Here is a 16,165-nt window from a genome sequence, read left to right on the forward strand (position 1 = left end):
TCGCTTGTTATCGGGCAGGCGATCGCTTTCTTATTTAGACGCGGAGTAAACAAGCGAGTGACACAAGGATTTCTACCTGGGCAGTTCTCGTTCAGCGGGATAACAGAAGATATCCCGCAGCTCCCCCTTTTAGATCCTACAGAAGCAAGAACTAAGCTGATTGCAGCAGGAATCTACACAGCTGACAATGCTCCCTCGGTTGAAATTCTAGATTCCTTGCTTAAAGATATTGCAACTCGAATAGAGCAATGGCTGGGCTATTCGCCAGCTCCTACAGGCTACATCGAAACGCTGCGGACTAACTCTGATGGGGTTGCTTTACTGCGAAACTACCCTGTACTGGATGTGCAAGAAATTGCTGTTTTTAACGATGCCACCCCCGGCTATGAGCCTGTGATAATTTCCCCTAATAAAATTCGCGGAATTTGGCGACAAGACCGACGCATCTACTTGCTCAGTCCGCTTACTTCCATTCGAGTAACCTATATAGCTGGCTACAATCCTTTACCTAAAGGATTCTCTCAAGTGGCTTTCCAGATATTGAAACAAGTTGCTAAGACTGGGGATTTGAGCGGCGATTTGTCGTTTCTAGATGAACCCGTACGAGATGTGTCGTCAATTAGCTTGCCTGGAGGCCTAAGCAAAAGCTTTCGTCTGGGTGGAAGCGGAGGTCCTAAAGGAGGCAGTGGTAAGGACACTGGCTCTACCCAACTCGATCGCATTCTTGGCGGGCTAGGGAGCTATCGGCGAAAAATCATCACTTAGCAGGTTAAGTTATGCAGCGAGGCCAAAGGGTTTACATCCGTGACTCAAGCAACCCCCTAAGTCGTAATACCCTTCTATTTGTGGAAGAACGTGATTCCCTCAACACGCCTAATCAAAAAGTTGTTGTTGTACATGTAAAGGAGTGGGGACGCAATATGTCGCTTTGGCAGCAGGACATTCAGGAATCAGACCCCACCCCAAAGAAAACAGAAGATGCTAATTAATGCTGATGAAATTTTAGATCTGATTGCTGAAGTGGGGACTGAGTTGCAGCTCTGTGTTGCAGCTACTACAGAGTTGATCAATGTGGAATATGGCATTCCGGAAGAGCGATCGCTAGCTTGCCGACCAGTACGAGGCTATGTTATCCCCGACAGGTTTGGAGAAATGCAGCTAGCAGCTCAGGACGAGACTAGGAGTGGCGGCTTCATCGCCTATGTCAGCGCTACAGATTTCTCGCGATCGGAGCTATCAGAGCATTCGTATCTTTCCTATCAGAGTCGGCTGTATGAGCTGGAGTATCTACAAGGGATTGAACATCGAGGGACTGTGATGCTTCATAAGCTGAGAATACGCTTGCCTCGATCCACCCCTTCCGTGCATCAACCCGATTCAATCATTCAGTTTAATTAGTTCTGGGATAATCCCAATTAGTGAAGTACCCGACGCTGATGCTACGCATACAGCGCGGGCTTCTCTAATCAACCGCGACAGCCTCTGAGAGGGTAGACTTACGCCTTCCTCCCTTTGGTCTTACGTCGCGTCCTAGAGCAGAAGCCCCACTTCCTGAGGCCAAGATCCGCAAGCCTTCATTTTTGATGTTGATCGCCGCATTGATGTCCCTATCGTGCCGTTCTTGGCAATGTGGGCATACAAACGAGCGAACCGACAGATCCATCTTTTCTAGCGGTAGTAGCGTGTTTGAGCAAAGGTGAGAACTTGGGAAGAACCGCCCAATCTCCAGGTAAACTTTGCCCTCAAACTCTGCCTTGTATTTGAGCATGGTGCAAAACTGACCCCAGCCAACATCGCTGATTGCCTTGGCTAGACTGTGATTTTTTACCATGTTCTTGACCGCTAGATCTTCCACCACAATCACTTGGTTTTCATTGACTATCTTGCGGGATAGCTTGTGATGAAAGTCTTCTCTCACTCTGGCAATCTTGCCGTAAACCGAAGCCACTTTAATTCGTACCTTATTCCGGTTCTGACTGCCCTTCTTCCTTCTAGACAGTTTGCGCTGCTTTCGTTTTAGGTTGCGTTCATACTTCTTGAGATGGCGAGGATTGGCGTACTTCGATCCATCGGATGTGATGGCAAAATCAGTTAGCCCCAAATCAATCCCAATGGCTTTGCCATTATCGGATGGTTCAGGTTTAGCTGTCCCATCTTCAATCAGGAGAGATGCAAAATATTTCCCATCTGGCATCTTAGACACCGTAACGGTCTTCAAATCTCCCTCAATGGGTCTGTGAATCTTGGTCGCAACAGTACCTAGCAAGCCAGGGAACTTGATTGCGGAGTCGGATGCCACTTTGACATTCTGAGGGAACTGAACCGACTGACGATGATGCTTAGATTTGAAGTTAGGATACTTCGCTCTGCCTTCAAAGAAGTTTTGGAACGCCTGAGACAGATTCAACACTGATTGCTGCAAGCACTGCGAGTAACATTCTTTTAGCCACTCATGCTCAGTCTTCAGTGCTGGGATCTGTTTCTTCATGGTGAAAGCAGAAATCCCTTTGCCTGTCGTTTTGTACGTTTGCGTCATGATAGACAAGCAATGATTCCACAGCCATCGCGTACAGCCAAAATGCTTGGCTAGTGTGATGGACTGCTCATAGGTGGGATAAATTCTAACCTTGATTGCTCTCAACATGTCGCTATTTTATCATAAAGCTATCAATGCGATAAATAGTGGTTGAGTGATAGAGACTATTGTTCGCCTACGGCTCACGCGCCTCTCATCCCGACGCTGTACCTGAAAGGTCAGCGCGGGGCTTCTCGTCTAAGAGATAACGATAAAGGCTAGGGTTATTCCCAGCCTTTATCGTTATCTGGTACTTAACTTAGAAGTCGTCACCAGAAGAATAGAGCCAGTCACAATCACTCCAAGGATCAACCGACCGCAGCCGCACGTCTCCAGCTCCAGTCTCGTAGGGAGACCCGATGCCGTCAGGAAGTTTGGCAATCTGGCGATCGCGCTCTTCCAACCACTGTTCCAATCCTGCCTGATACCCTAGGGCATAGCCAGAGTCCTGGCTGATTCTGGGTTGGCATCGTTTACCTGCTTGATACCCTTGCTCCCAAAGGGATTGAGCAGGGGTAATTTGCTTTTGTGGGGCTGCAACTTGAATTAGCATTGAAGAATCTCCCGATTCATGTCTGATTTGGGGTAGAGAGCGCATCAGCTTGGCGGTTGGGCGCTCTCTTAATTTTTTACCTAAATTGATTATATCCCGGTATACCGGGATATAGGTCAAATTATTAATCAATGTTTTCCCTGTATACAGGGGAAGATATAGGAAAGGCTTATGAATTTTCCCGGTATACGGTGATAATCTAGAAAGAAATCAAGGTTGAGTATGGCTAACCCTGCACCAGTTCAAACCCCTGAATTTCTGAAGAAGCAGTTCAAACCTCAAGGCGAAATTCCACCCGGAACCGTTCTGGCTGATAAACCCGTATGTGTGAAGTTGCCTGTTGAAGTTGATGCTGCGGTGCGATCGCTGTCCAAGTCTTCTGACTGGTTACGACGGGTCATCTGTGAAGCCGCTCAGAAGGAACTACTGGAGCAGTCAGGTTCTGAGAGTCCTTAGGTTAGGCGATGCTACAAACAAGATAGTTAGAGGTACAAAATGACCACAGAGCGACTCGAACGGATTGAAAATGACCTTGAGACACTAAAGGATATCTTGCTGTCCACAGCTCGCTATGCGGAGTCAGCTAACCGGGGACTGGATCGAGTCGCTACCCACCTCGACCAGACAGATACCCAGGTGGCAATGCTAGCTGAGAAGGTGGATGAATTTGTCTCTGAGTCGCGGCGAACAAACGATCGCCAAGATGAGGCATTACGGCAATCATCAGAGAACTTAAGTCAGTTGAGCAGTCGTGTTGATGAATTTATATTTCAAGCGCAGCGACTGTTTAATCAACAGGCTGAGATATCACAGCAAGCACTGGGGCGTATTGATCGGCTGGAAGCGATTGTTGAGCGTTTAGACCGTAATTTTGAAGCTCAGCAGTCCCAGGCTCATGAGTTTCAACGTAGCGCTAATGCTGCATTAGAACGCATTGATCGGATTTTGGATTATTTGCTGAGGCAGCAAGGGGGTAACAGCTAGAGCAGTACATTTAAACATGTAATAGTGAATTTGTAGGACCCCCTGAGCCTGTTATGTCACTACAAGTTCAAAGACATGTTTACTAATAGTGGGGTTTTTAAAGAGGTTAGCTAAGAACTTGGTGCTATAGTGCGCTTCAATGGCTGAAACCATCTTGTCATAAACCTCATCACAAAACGCTTCTAGTTTGTTTTGATCCAGCTGCTTTGAGAAATCTGAAATAGACTCAGAGAGATTAGCATTAAACTTCTTAAAAACTGCCGCAGCTAAGATACGGTTTCCATGGACTAATACTCCCCAGACAATGCCGCTTTTCTTCGATAAGCTATGTTTCTTTTTCTCAATCCAGTCATCAATTTTTCGATGAACAACCGTTGCGTTGAAGGCTTTTGCACCACTGGTTGATGGGTTGAAGATTGTTTTATAGGGTGGTTTAGTCAAATCTGTAAAAAACCTACTCGTCCCAGTTTTAATTTGAACAGCGAGATCAGGGTCTGTTGTTGCACAAGCTAACGCTGTTGTTACTTCAATCAGCTCACATGAAGTATTTGTTGAGGTTGAGTTGGAATCCTCACTTCCGCCTCGAACAAATTGATAATCAATTCCCTCAATAGCCATTTCTTGGCGAAGTCGCTTCTGTTCAGGGTCTTGAGCAACAAAATCTCGTGGTTCAACCCGATTTTGAAGATTGTTTGTTCGGGTGACTTCATTTCCAAAGCCGGTAGGTGCAGTTTTCAGGAGAATCACACGAATTGAAACACGAACCTTTCCAAGACTTAAGTCATCCTCGACTTTAGATAATGAACTAACTGTTTGAGCACCATTTACAATTGAAGCACCCTTGAAGGCGAATATTCCGGAAGAACGTGCTGCTGCTCCTGCGGGTGCTTTGGCGGCCTCCTCAGCGACTAAAGTAATACCGTTGTTGAAGTACCAAAATTTTTCAGGAGCAGTTGCTGCGGTCTGTTTGATTTGGCTATTAACCTCAGTACCACCTAGAGATTGTCGGATATTTTCAGCCAACAACCCTTTCCCGTGTGTCTTCCACCACTCCTTCAATTGCAGGCCATCCACGATTCCAAAATAGGCAGGGTATGGAGTAGCAATATAGGACCAGTCCAGAATATTGGCATCAAGGGTTAGATTGCCTTGAAAGGGATCAGAAGCCAGTTTAGAGTAGACCTCAGATAAACCCATAACTTCACTTGATGCAATAGCATCTGGATCATCACCATTTATATCTTTCAAAAGTTTTTGAATTACTGACTGGCCATGTTTAGCGAGTGAACTCGCTCCAGTAGATACTAATACAAGATGAACATATGTTCCTGGTGTATTGATTCTTATGAAAATATCGCTTAATGGCCCCTGTAGCCTTGAATCAAAGTTTGTTTGATGTTGTTCAATAATGTCCTCAACACCTTTTGTAAAGACACCAATGTCTTTGGCCTCAGGTTCCCCTGATCCTTTGGCAATCCATTTTGACTGCACAAGTATGACTCTAGAGTCTGATGGATCGAAGTACGCTGCATCTATACCGTTATCGTCAGGGCCATCCCATACAGATGTAGCTGCCTCCTTTTCACTGCAACCAGTTTGAAGATAAATGGCAAAGGCTGCAAGGCATCGAGTGAGTATCTTAGTCTCCCGTTGTAAGTCATTTGCGCCAATGCTACTTAAATCAAGATGAGCTTCGAACATCTCAAGAAGCTTGTTCTTAATTTGCCTGACTTTCAACGATGACATCTACTGTTACTCCTAAAAGGTAATACACAAAGAAAACGATTTGGCGTTGAGAGCGACTACATCTGAGAATGGTTCGCAACTTACTTAACCTAGTCTCGCGATCGCCAACTACAATTTTTTTCGTTATCCTGCCCCACATTCTCGCTCATCATAATGAACCGCTCAGTTAGCTTTCTATCTTTGAATTCCATCCGCATCTCAACCACTATAAAGTTGTAATTGTCTGTCCAAATCAACGTTCCGAAACTTGGATCTTGATAAGTTAAGAAAGGCTGGTCCGGTGGTTTACTAATCTGCTCTTGAGTCTCCTCTGGGGATGAGCCAATAGGTACGGTAAGAATACGACTAAAAAGCTCACTATCAGCAATGGCCTGTGGCAGTTCACAAGGCTCACCCGCAGGCGCTAACGTTTTGCCATTGACAACGAACGTTCCTGGAGACTGAGTAGTTACAACTGGGCTTGGGGTCGCAGGCGATGAACTTTGAGTTGCCGGTGGCGTTTGACCACAGCTTAGCAACGCTAAGGGCAGCGCGATCGCAACTAATGGGAAATACCTCATATTTTTCGCTCTTCAGGGCATATACAAAGTATCACTGTTGGGGTTGAGGTTGGGTCTGCGGCGTTTGCGCTGTTTCAGGTTGAGGGGCTGGAGTGCTACCAACAAAACTGCTCCAGAGTACTTGCCCGGTTAAACCAACGTTATTTTGTGAGGCATGGCTCAAGAACTCCTCCTTCGATTGGTAGGGGGCACCATTCTTGATCGCCCTGATTTGGCTTTCAGTAACAACTCCAAACCGCTTTTTGATGTCGTTATTTGAGGGGTTGCTTGCTAGAAATTCGTTGACCTGCTTGAGCGTTTTGGTATCTGCCACGGTAGATGTTACTTTGGGAGCGCCAACCCGCCTGAGGTCAATCCCGCAAGAGCCAAAATTAGCCAGTCGCTCACCAGCAGTTGGATTTTTGGAGCGATCGAACACCTCGCTTTTTTCATCCAAAGCTTGATTGAGCACAGCCTTGTAGATAACGTTGAAATCTACTCTGGTTGCTGCTAACTGAAGCTGTAGGTTTTGAGGGAGCTGGGAAATGTCTCCAGTCAAAATGGCATTGGCATACTTACGAGTCAGGATAGTGTTGCCAACACCATCTTCACCGAGGGCCATCACAGCGGCTAGATCCTGTTGTAATTTTTGCTGAAGCCCTGGATCTTGTAGTAACTTGCTGCTGAACATCCCCCCGATCGCCGCTTGTACAAATGTTGCTGAGTCAAGTTTTGCGATCGCGGTTGGGTCACTCAATTTATTCTGCTCAATGAGCTGCGATAGGTCTGCGCTTCCCTTCTCTCCCAAGCAGGGGGCTAACAGCAATTTAGCGACGTCTTGTTGGCCTTGCTTCTGCCGTTCTGCTTGAGTTGTGCGAGCACGCTCATCACCCAAAGGAGTGCTGGTTAGAGGCCCCCCTAAAGCATAGGAACTGTTTTTGCCGCCCCCCAGCAACAGCTTAATGTCTACATCTGCCCGTCGTAGGCCCTTGCGGCCAGGATGTGGCTCTGAGTATTTGTCTTGAACGCTGGTGCAAACACACTCTGTGGCTTGCAGGGCACCTTGGATAAACAGCAACAGTGGTGGTCTAGACTCACCATCTGTGATTTCCTTCAAATGCTTGACGTTCTCAACTAAATAGCTGACATCTTCAACCAGACTGCAATAAGCCAAAGTGAGTGAGATATCGCGGGGGCTCAACCGTTTGAAGTTGATTCCAACCCTAATACCATCTCCATCTTGTGCTTCCCAGTCTGCCGTCTCCGAGTGCATCACCTCGTTAACTGCCAATCCTAGATCTACAGATTTACCTTTGTAAGCGCCGTTCAAAATGATGATTTGAACCGGAGAGTAATCAGGCTGCCCCCTGGTATCACGATGCTGTTCCTTCAAGGGAGAAGGCTTGTTTTGCACCCTAGGAATTGTTACTCCCGTAACAGCTTTTGCGGGAGTTGCGGTTTGAGTATTGGTTGCAGTCTGGGTAGTGGTTGATGCCGCAGTTGTTGTTGCAGGGGCAGTGGTCTGCGGTTGAGTCGGCTTGATGGGGTTGGTTGGCATACTCTGAATTTCAATACCCCAGAACTGAATGAGCTAATGCTATCAATCGAGCCAGCTTCATTATCCTTGAGGCTTTTGCTTATTTAGGCTAGGATAGGTTCAAGTTTACAAAAAATACAAGATCAAAGGGGGGGTCTCAGCCACCCCTTTTTTGTTGCGTGCAGACACAAAAAAACCCTCCGTTTAGGGGGGTTGGCGCGACAGTTTACAAAGTGAAATACAAGATCACAAAATCGAATGAACGAGTGAGACAAGTTAGAGATTTAGCTTGCACGTTCCTGTTACGAAAACAGGCAAGAGTTTGGAAGTGCCAAACATCAGTGCTTGCATGAATCTGCAACCGCAGAAAGCGATCGCAACCTCACTATTCTCCGAGATGCGCGAACATGAAGCCTGCTGCCAAAAACAGCAGACAGAATGGAGCCGCCACCCACTGAACGAGCGGCATAAAAACCACTACTGCAAAAGCACCTGATGCAGTTACTACGCAGAGCCGAGATGCCTTGAAAGCGTCTGGATGCACGAGTAAAACTTGCTTCGGAGTTGGAACGTACTTACGAGACATTCTGACTCTCTTGCGAGACGCAGAACGACTGACTTGCACGCCAGCAGCAGTAGTTGTCTTGGTTGGTTTTGTCTCAGCCTTAACCATTGTTGAATCCTCAGCCTAGTGTTTCTTGACGCTCGAAATCGGGGCATGAATCACATCCATAAGGATTCATTCCACAAATCAGCAAATTGCCATTAGCCAAATCACCGCACAAGTGTTTGCAGCCTTTGCAACTCTCGATAGAATACAAATCTCGATTAGGTAGCTCTTTCACTGTGCTCTTGAGCTGATAAAAAGCTTTCGCGTTTGATGACAACTCGTACAACGCCAGCATTGATGTATAGCAGCTCGAACGATGAGTCAAACCCACAAGCTCACGAGTTCTCTGTACCCCAAACCATGCCCTAACAGCAGCTAAGTCTTCTTCGTCAACTCTTGCAACATCTAATTTGGAATCCCAAGTTTTCCTAACTAAATAGGTTCCGGGAATGTCCCATTTCAGATCCACCAAAGTAAACTCATACGACCTGTTACGCAGATAGAGAAACCATTTACGGATTTCATCAAATTCTGTTGCAGTGATTAACCGTTGGTCAACCAGCAATGCTAGGGCCTTTTCCCTGTTCTCTTGCGAGAGGTCGGATTCAGGCGGAAAAACTACATCACCTATTGGATTGATTGGCTCAATTGGCTTTAATAAGCCGAGAACTGCTTTTAATGCAATGTCAGCGAGCGCGATATTGCCGTCTCTGCGAGCCTCCTTTAGCTCTTGAACATAGGGTTTGAGACAACTTTCATCTACAGATTCATACGCTGGGAGCGCTTTAACTACTTCACCCACACAGAGGGCTTCAACTTTCCGCCTTTCTGCGAATAGCTCACAGAGGTTCCATGCAAGCCCGGAGAACGCACAAACGAGTGCGTAAATAGCGCCACTTTGCCAGAAGCTTGCAAATTGATGCAAGCCAAAGACAGTAAACACACCAGAGAAGAACGATGCCACGACGCAAGCAAGACCGATCGCTAGTGCATAGCCAACGAGTCTTTCTACAATCGCAACCCGCACAGTTCTCTTAGCAAGCTGAACACCAAGCCATCTAGCAGCTTGGAACAACGCATACGGAGCAATCGCGATCGCACCTAACATCACTGCTTTGAACAGGAAGGGTAAGAGCGCCGCCACGAATGCGTGAATTGCAACAACCAGTCCTGCTGCAATTGTTGGAACAACTACAACAGCCGCAACACCAGTAGTAACAGCTAAGAAGTTTTCACTACAGAACTGCACAACTTGCTTGCTACGGGCAAGGACTGTTTTAGACGTTTCAGAAGCCCATTGCTGAGCTCTCTGTAGGCTAGGAAGCCGTTCAGACAGATGACCAACGAACTGTTGAACACGAGCGAGGCGAGATTGGAAGAAGGTAATTTTCATTGTTGTTACTCCTTCGCCGCGCCTTCCCCCCTTGATCGGGAGTCTCAAGCTACTCGCAAAACGAGTCACTACTCGGCATTTCAGTCGGCAAAATAGCCATTGATAGCTTTTGGTAACGTGTTTTGTTTTGGCCCAAGCTTTGATGAGAGCAAGAGGTTTATTCATCTTCGCCAACCTCAAGACCGTACTCTCGTAAAACTGTTAGCAGCTTTGACCATGCTGCATCATATCGGGCACGCTTTTGGGGTCTGCCATTGGTGCTGATGTGTGGTACACCCCAAATGTGCCAAATGATATTTCTTAAGCTCAACTGCTCCCGATGCAGCTGAATCACGCGATCGCTTAACCAATCGTCTATGTACTGAGCCATTGGATCAGCGAAACCAGGCCAGTCATCGTCACGAGTTGCAATCCAGCGATACTCTACTAGCGCAATCTTGTAAGCTTGGTTTTCCCCTGGCTTTGCTCCCCAGACTGACTCAATAATCTGCGTTTGGGTTGCACCTTGAGATAGCATCTCATTGATGGTTTTGCGCCGACGCTGTGAGTCCGTTTCGCGTTTCAATTCAGATTTCGTTTCGCGTTGCTGAGGGCGATCGCCACCATTACCCCCCGAATTAAGACCACCGCTCCCTGAATTGAAACTTGAATTGAAATCTGAAATTGGGCGATCGCTAACAGGTAAATTCCTTATCTGGTCTAGGGTTTCAGCAAATGGATCGCGATTTCGGGGTTCTGAAAACTCTGAAATATGATCTTCAATTGCCGAAAGGAACTCCTCACTCAGACCTTCAATATTTCGCGCATCGTTTCGCTTCATTTCGGGATCTACCACTGTTGTAGGTTGGCTTCTCTCAAGCTGCTCGCGCTGTTTTAGCCATTGCTGCCCAGCTCTCGCACCACGCTCACGAATGTAGGTGAGGTCGGGCGTCACCGCAGGTTTTCTCTCTACCATCACTGGGTATTCTTGCTCTGATAGGAACGCGAGTAGTGGATTTTTCTCAGGTTCACTGCCACCTAGTGTCCCGGCATACTCGGTTGCAACTTCACCTAAGCGAACATACTTCAAGCACTTACGCAGACTGCCTTCTCCTTCGATTTTGAGGGCTTTGACCTCGTCGCCTTGCAGCAATAGGATCAGTCTGAGGCCAACTTTGCGAGCCTCACGGAGCAGGAGCTTCAGATAGTTAACAGCCTCTGTGAATACGCTCGCGGTCGCCAAGTACTCGTCCAACACAATGTTGTATGTGGGGCGCTTAATCCCTTTCAGTTTGAGCTGATAGCGCTCATCCATCTCCGCAAAGATAGTCTTAATCACGGTCGCGACTGACACTTTGTACGTGCCGTCTTCGCCCCTAGGCAGTCGCCCGCTGACCAGGTCATCAAAGGCGATCGCTTCGTCTTTATCTGAGCCGTAGTTTCGCCCACCAGAGAATACGGGGAGCCCGTGAAAGTCGCCTTCTAGGGGGTCATAGTGAGGCGCAACGACAATTGTGGTGCCGTCTAACCAGCTCGCCATCCATTCGGCGGTCAGCGATTTGCCCCCGCCAGTCTCGGCGACGACTGCAATGTGAGGATACTTATGAGGTTTGGTGTTGAACAGCTTCCAGTCAAACAGTTCTGGGGCTTCCTGAATTTGCATTGGTTGAGCGATCGCGGCAATCTTCTTCGCCCAATCAATCTCTTTGGCCTTCCAAGCCAAGCCAGAGACCATCTTTAGCTCCCGTTCTTGCTCGGTTGCCTGAGCTGCGATCGCGTGCTGAGCACCTGCTGCCATCAGTGCAAATGTGCCCAGCAAAACCTTAGTGCTAGGGGGCTTGCAAACAATGAAGGCGAGAGCGAGTACCAGCGAACCATAACCGAGCAATCGCGATACAAACAGGCTAGTGCTTGCACTCTTGAATAGTCGAATGTAATCCGCTGGTAGAAATCCGCTCATGATGTTTTACAAGAACAAACTCATTAATGCACTCGCAGAACTAGCGATCGCGATACCCCAGTGCAGGCCAATTTCAGCAAGTCTGCTCTGCTTAAGCTTCTTGAACTTCACGAGATACCAAGTCAGTACTGCTAGGCCAAATAGAGGGATCGCAAGAAGTACTGAAACGTAGAGCTTGTAAGGCTCCCAGATAGGCTTAAAGGCTTCTAGAACGAGAAATGTCATCCCAGGCCACACGAGCCATACGGCAACATATCTGCAAAAATCTCTAGGGATTTGGGGGAATGCTGCAATCTTGTAGCTGGGTTGCTCTAAGAACGGGAGCTGCTTTTTGAGAAAGTCAGGCGTTTGATCAATGACTTGAATGATCGGAGTCTGACTCTGATCCGAGTTGAATTGTGATTGTCCTTGATTTGCCATTACTCTTGCCTTTACTCTGCTTAGATTTGGGCTTCTTGCTGTCGTCAGAGCTGAAAAAGTTCAACCAGACTGGAGAAAAGGCGATCGCTATCAGAAGCAGAATAAAGACCCCGGTAGGATCGCCCAATATCTGATCTCTAGGGGAACTGAGCATTCCCTGAACCTCTTTCGCATCTTGAACAAGTCGCCCATCAACTGATTCAGCAATAGACTCTGCTGTAACGTTCATGAGGATTCCAGGTGAAACGAATTATTCCGGGTGAAATCCGCTGACCCAGGTAGCGAACAAGCGAATACTGACAATGGACCCAGGCTGAGCAATTTGATGTCTCTCCAGCAGAAAGTAGCTCTCTTCAACATGAATGCTGGGGCATTCTTCAATCAGCTTCTCTGCTTTGTCAGCAAGCGCTCTCAACTGAGCAGGTGTGAATGAGAGGTGAATTGTGGATTGAAGAGATGCCTTTGCCGCACAGCGATCGGACTTAGGAGGAACGGTTTCAGGTTGATGATCGCTCATGCTGCATCTCCAGCGGTTGACTGAACCGAATTGCAGCGCCGCCCAGAACCGCGATACTTATTGACACAATTACCGCTATTGCTAGAGTTCGCATAAAATCGCCCCAAGGCAGAAGACTGAAACTGCAAGCCACGCTCAAAACCTTTCTGCTCGGTTCGTTCTAGTTCGAGCTGCTTTTGCTGCTCTTGAATAATTCCAAAGAGCTTGTCTGCAATGAATCCACCAACCGAGAGGGCGATCGCTCCCATTAGAAATAGTGGAATCCAGCCAGCGCTACTACCTTCACTCTGTTGTCGAGAGCGGGGCTGAATATCTACAGCATCAGAGCTAGCTTGCACAACCTGACCTTGAGGAGCACTGACAGCGATCGCGCCATCTTGAGGCAATGGGGTCGCTTTGAGGACTTGACCGTTACCGTCAACCTGAATGATCCAACTTTTTGAACTGTCCATAGTAGATTGGTATTGTCGTTTTTGCACTTTTTCACTGAGTTGAGCGAGTTGCAATCGCTCAACTCTTACTTACACAAGAACTTGAAACACTAAGAGCGGCAGGGATTGAAAGACTCAATCACTCTTAACTCCATCGCTGGTAGACATCGCCTTCTACACTTGATTCGTTGCCCAGTGTGTGAGGCAAGGCGTGCTGAGGCAGATCAGGTAAGAACTTAAAATCGCTTGCAGTCAGCTTCTTATCAGCTTGATTAACCACGGTCACGACCTGCTGATTAAACCCTGTGATCACTTGAGCTAGAACTTGAGAGCCAGCCACCAGCGTTTCAAGCTGAGCATTCAGCATCAATGACAGTTGACGTCTACCTAAGTTCTGACCCAGCTCAATGAAGGTCTGATCAGATGCAGCGATCGCCCCGGCTAAGTTCTGCTGAACAGTGGTAATCGCGGCTGCATTGTCTTGCGAGTGGTCAGGTACAGCGAAGCTAGACTGAGCAGCCTGAGCTTGCGGTTGCTGAGGCTGTTGAGCGGCTTGACCTTGCGGCTCGCCAAGTTGGGCGCGAATTGCTCTGCGAACACTCTGAGCCTGATCAGTTGTAAACGGCTTCTGCAATCCCAGAGTGCCTGCCACTGATTCGATTCGGGCATTCGTAACATCATCTTGCTTGTAGCCCTCGCGTAACAAGGACATTCGAATGTCTAGAACTTCAAACACCTGAGGGGCAGTTGGATCAGAGTCAGGTTTGACTTGCGCTTGTTGGGCTTGCGTCTGGTCAACAGGCTTCTCTGCTTTAACTTCAGTAGTTTTCTTGTCTGCAACCTTAGTTTCGGTTGCTTTAGTTTCAGCCGCCTTAGAGGAGGATTTCTGAGGGGTCGCTACCACGTTGTTTCTCCATGTATAAAACTTCAACAAATTTTTTGCCGCCGTTCCAATGAAACAGGCAAGCTTCTTCGAGCTTCCTAAGATCTTTGTGAGTGTAGAAACTACCACCACTTTCAGTAACAGGTTTGATTTCCTGTGCGTCTCGCCACCTCCAAAAAGTTGTTGTCGAAATAGGTTTGCCAGGAGCAAGGGCTTCGAGTTTCTGAATTAGCCAGTCGGGCACAGAAAACTCATTTTTAAGGATCTTGCGAAGGTCAGGGGGGATAATTAAGCCTCCGCGAAGTCGCTGTAAGCGCTTTAGAACATAGGCTTCAGTAAGTAACTCGTGACTCATTTCAGGGTTCCGCGTGAATTCCATGTGAAATTTTTTGTTTCGCGTGGAATTACCTAATAGAGCCATATTAGGCCGAGTACCTTGCCTAGTCAATAGGTCAAGTACTCGGCCTAATAAATCAAACTGAAATATAGGCTAGGTACTAGACTTGGTAAAGTGTTGGCATGGGGAGAAAGAGCAGGGGAAAATCACAAGCGGGGCAGCCTGAAACCAATTGGCCTGAGACGAAAACGGCTCAGGTCAAAACTATGGTGACGCCTACTGCCAAAGGACTAATTCCTGAGGCTTTGAAGCGCATTGGCCTCAACCTTTCTGAATTTCTTGAGCATTGGTCTCGCGGATTACTTATAGTTCAGTGGCGTGATTTTTCCATTGCTGAACTAGTCCAAGGATGGAATTTGGAAGAACTAGCGCGAGAATCCTGCCTAACGTTGGAGGAATTAGAGGCGATCGCTAAAGGTGCTAAGCCAAGTGATACTGCTCTAATTAGATTGGGAGGATTGCTAACCAAACCAGTGCCCAATCAAGATCCCCTATCTACTGAAGACCTAAGGCAAATTCGGACCAAAACTTTTCCTCCCGCTCAACCCAAAGTAGGTAACGGAAATGGAAACTAGTCTTAGCCCTGACTATCTATTGAGGCATTGCCGTTCTATTCCCAGCGAGAAGGAATTAGTTCTGCATGCCGCTAATGAATTTATTGGGTTAATGCTGACCTGTTATCCCAGCGTTGTAGCTAAGTTGGCTAAGAAGGAGCGTTGTCAGCAAGCTGTGATTCGTTGGACTGGTTGCAAACGCGATTTTGAAGTCCCAGCTGCTTTTGCTGATGAAGCAGGAGTGCCTGACATTCAGGAAATACGCGATTTCAACCAAAGATATTTGCCTACCCCACGTAGTCGAAATCAGCAGATACTGCTGGAAGCAACCTTAAATGACAAACCTACCGGAATCGTCACGATTCGTTCTGGGAAAGTTATTTTTATGAACGACTTGATGCCTGCGTTTGTTGGACTGCCTCCAGACGAGATCATTGTCCCTGACATCTATGACCTATTTAGGGAGAAGGAAGAATACACGCCCGATGATCCGGACGAGTTTAATCAACGGCTTAAAGAAAATCGAGTTCTTGTCGGCAGTTTGACTGCGTTTCGGACCAATGGTGATTTTGGGGCTTTCGTTGGTACCTATCGCCACGATGTCTGGACGGATGTGCCGCTGCGAGGCGATCGCACTACAGAAGTGGAAGTTCGTATCAGTGAGTACGATCGGTTTGAACTGATTAAGAGGTTTGCTTAGGCTCCTCTTCACCTTCATCGAAATCAGAAGCATTGGGGCCAGGTGCCCACTCAGGGGTGTAAACCGGAGTTGCTGCTGCCACTCTTCCTGCAATAGCAGTCCCTCCACCTAGCACGCCTGTGATGCCCACAACAATATTGGCAATTTCTGTTCCGCTTAGGCCTCTGCCTTCGTCCGCTGCTTTCCCTAGAGGCGGTGCCACAATGGCGATCGCAGGCAGCAAAGCGACCATTGCGCCCCAGAACGTGCGGCTTTGAAAAATAGACTTAGCTTTTGCTGGGGGCATAATTTTCCTGATGCTGTTTATTTTATTAGAATATTATTATTCTGAAATCACCTGCACCAGTGTAGACGAGCAAACCTTAGGACGCGAACGGTGAAAGGGTA

At 47.5% G+C, this 16,165-nt stretch carries 21 protein-coding genes; 7 read left to right on the forward strand and 14 right to left on the reverse strand.

Annotated elements, in window-relative coordinates; translation table 11 throughout:
• Positions 1 to 57 precede the first annotated feature (57 nt).
• Genes H6F72_RS21635 through H6F72_RS21645 form a run of 3 tightly spaced genes read left to right on the forward strand, consistent with a single transcriptional unit; the run spans position 58 to position 1,398 of the window.
• Entirely contained in the window at positions 58 to 765 is a 708-nt protein-coding gene (locus H6F72_RS21635) for a hypothetical protein (RefSeq protein ID WP_190440661.1), read from the forward strand.
• 11 nt (positions 766 to 776) lie between these two features.
• Entirely contained in the window at positions 777 to 989 is a 213-nt protein-coding gene (locus H6F72_RS21640) for a hypothetical protein (protein ID WP_190440664.1), read from the forward strand.
• A complete protein-coding gene (locus tag H6F72_RS21645) occupies positions 979 to 1,398 on the forward strand; it encodes a hypothetical protein (protein WP_190440669.1) in 420 nt (139 codons plus the stop codon). Before H6F72_RS21640 ends, H6F72_RS21645 begins: the two co-directional genes overlap by 11 nt.
• A gap of 64 nt (positions 1,399 to 1,462) precedes the next feature.
• Here H6F72_RS21645 and H6F72_RS21650 read toward each other — a convergent pair whose 3' ends face one another.
• Both H6F72_RS21650 and H6F72_RS21655 read right to left on the reverse strand, forming a co-directional pair.
• Complete coding sequence (locus H6F72_RS21650) at positions 1,463 to 2,644, reverse strand: RNA-guided endonuclease TnpB family protein (RefSeq protein WP_190440673.1); 1,182 nt, start codon at positions 2,642 to 2,644, stop codon at positions 1,463 to 1,465.
• 190 nt (positions 2,645 to 2,834) lie between these two features.
• Positions 2,835 to 3,128 (reverse strand): hypothetical protein, encoded by a 294-nt coding sequence (locus H6F72_RS21655; RefSeq protein ID WP_190440676.1) that lies wholly within the window; start codon positions 3,126 to 3,128, stop codon positions 2,835 to 2,837.
• A gap of 222 nt (positions 3,129 to 3,350) precedes the next feature.
• Here H6F72_RS21655 and H6F72_RS21660 point away from each other — a divergent pair, with 222 nt between their 5' ends.
• Complete coding sequence (locus H6F72_RS21660; RefSeq protein ID WP_190440679.1) at positions 3,351 to 3,584, forward strand: hypothetical protein; 234 nt, start codon at positions 3,351 to 3,353, stop codon at positions 3,582 to 3,584.
• A gap of 39 nt (positions 3,585 to 3,623) precedes the next feature.
• On the forward strand, positions 3,624 to 4,112 hold the full coding sequence (locus H6F72_RS21665) for a 6-aminohexanoate hydrolase (RefSeq protein ID WP_190440815.1): 489 nt from the start codon (positions 3,624 to 3,626) through the stop codon (positions 4,110 to 4,112).
• Between the two features lie 51 nt (positions 4,113 to 4,163).
• On the opposite strand, the gene H6F72_RS21670 is transcribed toward H6F72_RS21665, so the two are convergent.
• From H6F72_RS21670 to H6F72_RS21720, 11 genes are all read right to left on the reverse strand, one after another.
• The gene (locus tag H6F72_RS21670) at positions 4,164 to 5,858 is read right to left on the reverse strand and encodes an AIPR family protein (protein WP_190440681.1); all 1,695 of its coding nucleotides are present in this window, start codon (positions 5,856 to 5,858) and stop codon (positions 4,164 to 4,166) included.
• 89 nt (positions 5,859 to 5,947) lie between these two features.
• Positions 5,948 to 6,418 carry a hypothetical protein gene (locus H6F72_RS21675; protein WP_190440684.1) on the reverse strand — a complete coding sequence of 157 codons (471 nt, stop codon included), beginning with the start codon at positions 6,416 to 6,418 and terminating at the stop codon, positions 5,948 to 5,950.
• A gap of 31 nt (positions 6,419 to 6,449) precedes the next feature.
• The gene (locus H6F72_RS21680) at positions 6,450 to 7,955 is read right to left on the reverse strand and encodes a hypothetical protein (RefSeq protein ID WP_190440686.1); all 1,506 of its coding nucleotides are present in this window, start codon (positions 7,953 to 7,955) and stop codon (positions 6,450 to 6,452) included.
• Between the two features lie 364 nt (positions 7,956 to 8,319).
• Positions 8,320 to 8,607 carry a hypothetical protein gene (locus tag H6F72_RS21685; protein WP_190440688.1) on the reverse strand — a complete coding sequence of 96 codons (288 nt, stop codon included), beginning with the start codon at positions 8,605 to 8,607 and terminating at the stop codon, positions 8,320 to 8,322.
• A gap of 10 nt (positions 8,608 to 8,617) precedes the next feature.
• Positions 8,618 to 10,102 (reverse strand): hypothetical protein, encoded by a 1,485-nt coding sequence (locus H6F72_RS21690; protein ID WP_190440690.1) that lies wholly within the window; start codon positions 10,100 to 10,102, stop codon positions 8,618 to 8,620.
• Positions 10,095 to 11,876 (reverse strand): hypothetical protein, encoded by a 1,782-nt coding sequence (locus H6F72_RS21695; protein ID WP_190440692.1) that lies wholly within the window; start codon positions 11,874 to 11,876, stop codon positions 10,095 to 10,097. Before H6F72_RS21695 ends, H6F72_RS21690 begins: the two co-directional genes overlap by 8 nt.
• A gap of 6 nt (positions 11,877 to 11,882) precedes the next feature.
• Entirely contained in the window at positions 11,883 to 12,296 is a 414-nt protein-coding gene (locus H6F72_RS21700; RefSeq protein WP_190440695.1) for a hypothetical protein, read from the reverse strand.
• Between the two features lie 250 nt (positions 12,297 to 12,546).
• On the reverse strand, positions 12,547 to 12,813 hold the full coding sequence (locus H6F72_RS21705; protein ID WP_190440697.1) for a hypothetical protein: 267 nt from the start codon (positions 12,811 to 12,813) through the stop codon (positions 12,547 to 12,549).
• Positions 12,810 to 13,265, reverse strand: coding sequence for a hypothetical protein (locus H6F72_RS21710; protein ID WP_190440699.1), 456 nt, complete (start codon positions 13,263 to 13,265; stop codon positions 12,810 to 12,812). Before H6F72_RS21710 ends, H6F72_RS21705 begins: the two co-directional genes overlap by 4 nt.
• A gap of 124 nt (positions 13,266 to 13,389) precedes the next feature.
• Entirely contained in the window at positions 13,390 to 14,148 is a 759-nt protein-coding gene (locus H6F72_RS21715; RefSeq protein WP_190440702.1) for a hypothetical protein, read from the reverse strand.
• Complete coding sequence (locus H6F72_RS21720; RefSeq protein WP_190440707.1) at positions 14,117 to 14,548, reverse strand: hypothetical protein; 432 nt, start codon at positions 14,546 to 14,548, stop codon at positions 14,117 to 14,119. The genes H6F72_RS21715 and H6F72_RS21720 overlap by 32 nt, the downstream gene beginning before the upstream one ends.
• Before the next feature lie 182 nt (positions 14,549 to 14,730).
• Here H6F72_RS21720 and H6F72_RS21725 point away from each other — a divergent pair, with 182 nt between their 5' ends.
• Positions 14,731 to 15,099 (forward strand): hypothetical protein, encoded by a 369-nt coding sequence (locus H6F72_RS21725; protein WP_190440710.1) that lies wholly within the window; start codon positions 14,731 to 14,733, stop codon positions 15,097 to 15,099.
• On the forward strand, positions 15,089 to 15,778 hold the full coding sequence (locus H6F72_RS21730; protein ID WP_190440726.1) for a PAS domain-containing protein: 690 nt from the start codon (positions 15,089 to 15,091) through the stop codon (positions 15,776 to 15,778). The genes H6F72_RS21725 and H6F72_RS21730 overlap by 11 nt, the downstream gene beginning before the upstream one ends.
• On the opposite strand, the gene H6F72_RS21735 is transcribed toward H6F72_RS21730, so the two are convergent.
• On the reverse strand, positions 15,762 to 16,064 hold the full coding sequence (locus H6F72_RS21735) for a hypothetical protein (protein ID WP_190440729.1): 303 nt from the start codon (positions 16,062 to 16,064) through the stop codon (positions 15,762 to 15,764). The two genes, H6F72_RS21730 and H6F72_RS21735, sit on opposite strands and share 17 nt — an antisense overlap.
• Between the last annotated feature and the right edge of the window lie 101 nt (positions 16,065 to 16,165).

Source organism: Trichocoleus sp. FACHB-46 (assembly GCF_014695385.1).
Taxonomy (GTDB): Bacteria; Cyanobacteriota; Cyanobacteriia; order FACHB-46; family FACHB-46; genus Trichocoleus.